This is a genomic window from Mycolicibacter senuensis (assembly GCF_003284925.1).
GTDB lineage: Bacteria > Actinomycetota > Actinomycetes > Mycobacteriales > Mycobacteriaceae > Mycobacterium > Mycobacterium algericum_A.
Map to the genome: position 1 here is coordinate 1 of NZ_QMEX01000262.1, position 2,493 is coordinate 2,493.

At 62.9% G+C, this 2,493-nt stretch carries 4 protein-coding genes; 1 reads left to right on the forward strand and 3 read right to left on the reverse strand.

The annotated features are described in order from the left end of the window. Positions 1 to 370: CHAD domain-containing protein (locus DQP56_RS23845; RefSeq protein ID WP_133259031.1), on the forward strand; the 370-nt coding region annotated here is incomplete at its 5' end. Positions 371 to 572: 202 nt separating this feature from the next. Here DQP56_RS23845 and DQP56_RS23850 read toward each other — a convergent pair. The 3 genes from DQP56_RS23850 to DQP56_RS23855 form a co-directional block, all read right to left on the reverse strand. Then, positions 573 to 959 carry a hypothetical protein gene (locus DQP56_RS23850; RefSeq protein WP_234825810.1) on the reverse strand — a complete coding sequence of 129 codons (387 nt, stop codon included), beginning with the start codon at positions 957 to 959 and terminating at the stop codon, positions 573 to 575. Between the two features lie 497 nt (positions 960 to 1,456). Then, positions 1,457 to 1,870, reverse strand: coding sequence for a hypothetical protein (locus DQP56_RS24500; RefSeq protein ID WP_133259032.1), 414 nt, complete (start codon positions 1,868 to 1,870; stop codon positions 1,457 to 1,459). Then, positions 1,830 to 2,493: hypothetical protein (locus DQP56_RS23855; RefSeq protein WP_205868969.1), on the reverse strand; the 664-nt coding region annotated here is incomplete at its 5' end. The genes DQP56_RS23855 and DQP56_RS24500, both read right to left, overlap by 41 nt.

The following is a 2,493-nucleotide window of genomic DNA, read 5'->3' on the forward strand; positions in this document are numbered from 1 at the left end:
GGTGCGCAAGGCCGCCAAGGCCACCCGGGTCGGCGGCACCGGCCACGACGATGAAGCGCTGCACCGGATCCGCAAGGCGGCCAAGCGGCTGCGCTACACCGCGGCGGCAATGGGTGCGCCCTCGATCGAGGAACAGGCCAAGAACATCCAGAACCTGCTCGGCGAGCATCAGGACAGTGTCGTCAGCCGGGAACATCTGCTTGCCGAGTCCCGGGCCGCCGAGGCAGCCGGTGAGGACACCTTCACCTACGGGTTGCTCTATCAGCGGGAACGCGACATCGCCCGCAGCTGCCGTGCCCAGCTCGATCGGGCGCTCGACGAGCTCGCCGAGTCGATGGCGGTGCTACGGGGCGGACAAGTCGGCCCGTAAGCCCGCCGCGGTGAACACCACACCCATACGCTGGCACCAAATAGCCAACGAAATGCACTGGGCCAAACGGCATTTGACGAAGTCCCCGAGATCGTCACCACCGACGCCGAGGTGTTCAAAGCCAAGCCGGCCGCAGGCGTATAAAGGCCATCCTCGGCCCCCGGCCAGCAGGTTTGGGGGCGGTTCGCTACTGAGCGGGCACCTAGTCCCCGGCGGATGTGCCCGCCAGTGCGTCCAGTACCCGATCGATGAACCGGTCGGCGCTGCCGCGAAGGCTGTCGTTCGTGTGTTGGGTCGTGTCGACCTCGATCGGATTCCCGAATGCAAAGTGCACCATCACTGCGCGCCGGTACGTTCGCTCCCCGAAACTGTCCGCCGGACCATAGGCGTTGACTTCGACCCCGGTGACCTGGCTCAGCGGCCGGATCAGCGCAACCAGATCCTGCTCCTCCGCAGCGTCCGCGATGAAGTCCAACTGTCCGATCGCGTGCCCGTCAATCCACACCAGACGGCGCTGCTGGTCCGGCAGCATTTCGCGTGCGAAGCCATCAACCGGCCATCGCCTGACCAGCTCGCCGATCTCCTCCACCACGATCCTGGGCGGTCGCGACCAGTCCGGGAATACGTCCCTGGCTATCTGCCGGAGTCGCTCTTCGTTCGTCATGGACGACAAGTTAACCCGCCATGCTCCCGCGCGCAGTCCGCCGATCAGCCCGGGATGACCGGGGACCGGCAACTCGTGACCCTGCCTGGGCACTTGCCCCGCCACTACCACGGCAGCCGTCCGGCACGGCAAGAGCGGCAATGGGTGACCGCACTGGTCAAACCTAGGGGGCGGACGAGCTGGCCTGTAAGCCGGAAATTGACTTTGGACATTTCCACAGGTCACCGTACTTTGGTGCTGGCGGTGGCACGTAGCGGACAACGGATTATCTGACACAGCTCAGAGGCAATTTTTTAGCGTCCCTCAAGCTGCCACCAGTGGGTGCAGAGTGGTGCTGTGCGTAGCGCCTGCGTATTGGGGCTACACGCCCCCACGCCTGGCTACGACTCGTTAGTCGGCATGCTTCGAGAGCATCGCCACAACTAGACCAGCTTCCATTTGTCGCGTTCGATCCGAGCTATCTCCTCAACGATCAACATGGCGACCTCGTTGTGGTTCGGATTGGGGACACCCTGACTGCCGTCCTCAATCTGCCGCTTGGCCTTGTCGCTCATTTCGCGATAAAGCGTGGTGTACCAAGGACTCCACTCTAGTTCCATGAAATGCACGTCGCCGCCTAGCCGGGACGCGCCTGCCCGCCACTCCGCGATGCGCTCGACACGCCTGTCCTGCCGACGACGGCGCTTCTCTGCGCCCCAGTTGGCCCACGGAGCGAAGAGTGAGCCGACGATGCCCGTCGCCAGTCCAGCACCACCACCGATGAGGGCTACGACTATTTCAGATGACACCGGCGTCTCACGCCGATCCAGTTCGGACAATGCCGTTGCCATTGCCATCTATCGACCACACCCACTCGTTTGACTCAGCTGAATACAGCCCGAGGCGGGCCAACTCATCAGCAATCGGCTTGCAGGCGCGCAGCGTGCAGCGGGCTATCTCGAAGATCATCGCGGCAGGCAATGAGCGTCCACACCACGTTGCGCCGCCGCCCTCCATGTACTGACGGAGTTCCTCAGCGTGCTTGTCCCGGTTCGGCTTCCCATCGTTGTGGACCCCTCCGAGGGAGTTCGCTGCAACCCGGAGCATGCTTTCGACTGAGTATTCAAAGTCGTTCAAGACAAAACCGACTTCGGCCCGTAGAAAGTCTTCCCGCGATAGCTCCACTACCTGGTCATCCGGATTACCGACATCACTGAGTTCGCCGGTCATGAGGTCAAATCGCATGGCAATGGCAGTATCCACGCGCTTAACCTCCGGACGTGTCTCATGCAGCTTCGCCCACGCTTCGTCCATCTGCTTCTTGACCTCAGGCGGGACCGGAGTTGGTCCTGGCTTGACGACACGGAACTTGGGAGCCAGCGAGGTGGCGGCGCTCGCAGTGTCCAACAGCGGCGGCTTGTCCAGCAGGATGGACCGCAGCAGACCGGACACCTTCAACAGATCGTATTCGCTGGGATTG

Excerpts from the sequence above, each read along its gene's own strand:
- DQP56_RS24500 (WP_133259032.1), bottom strand. The coding sequence starts at position 1,870 with ATGGCAATGGCAACGGCATTGTCCGAACTGGATCGGCGTGAGACGCCG.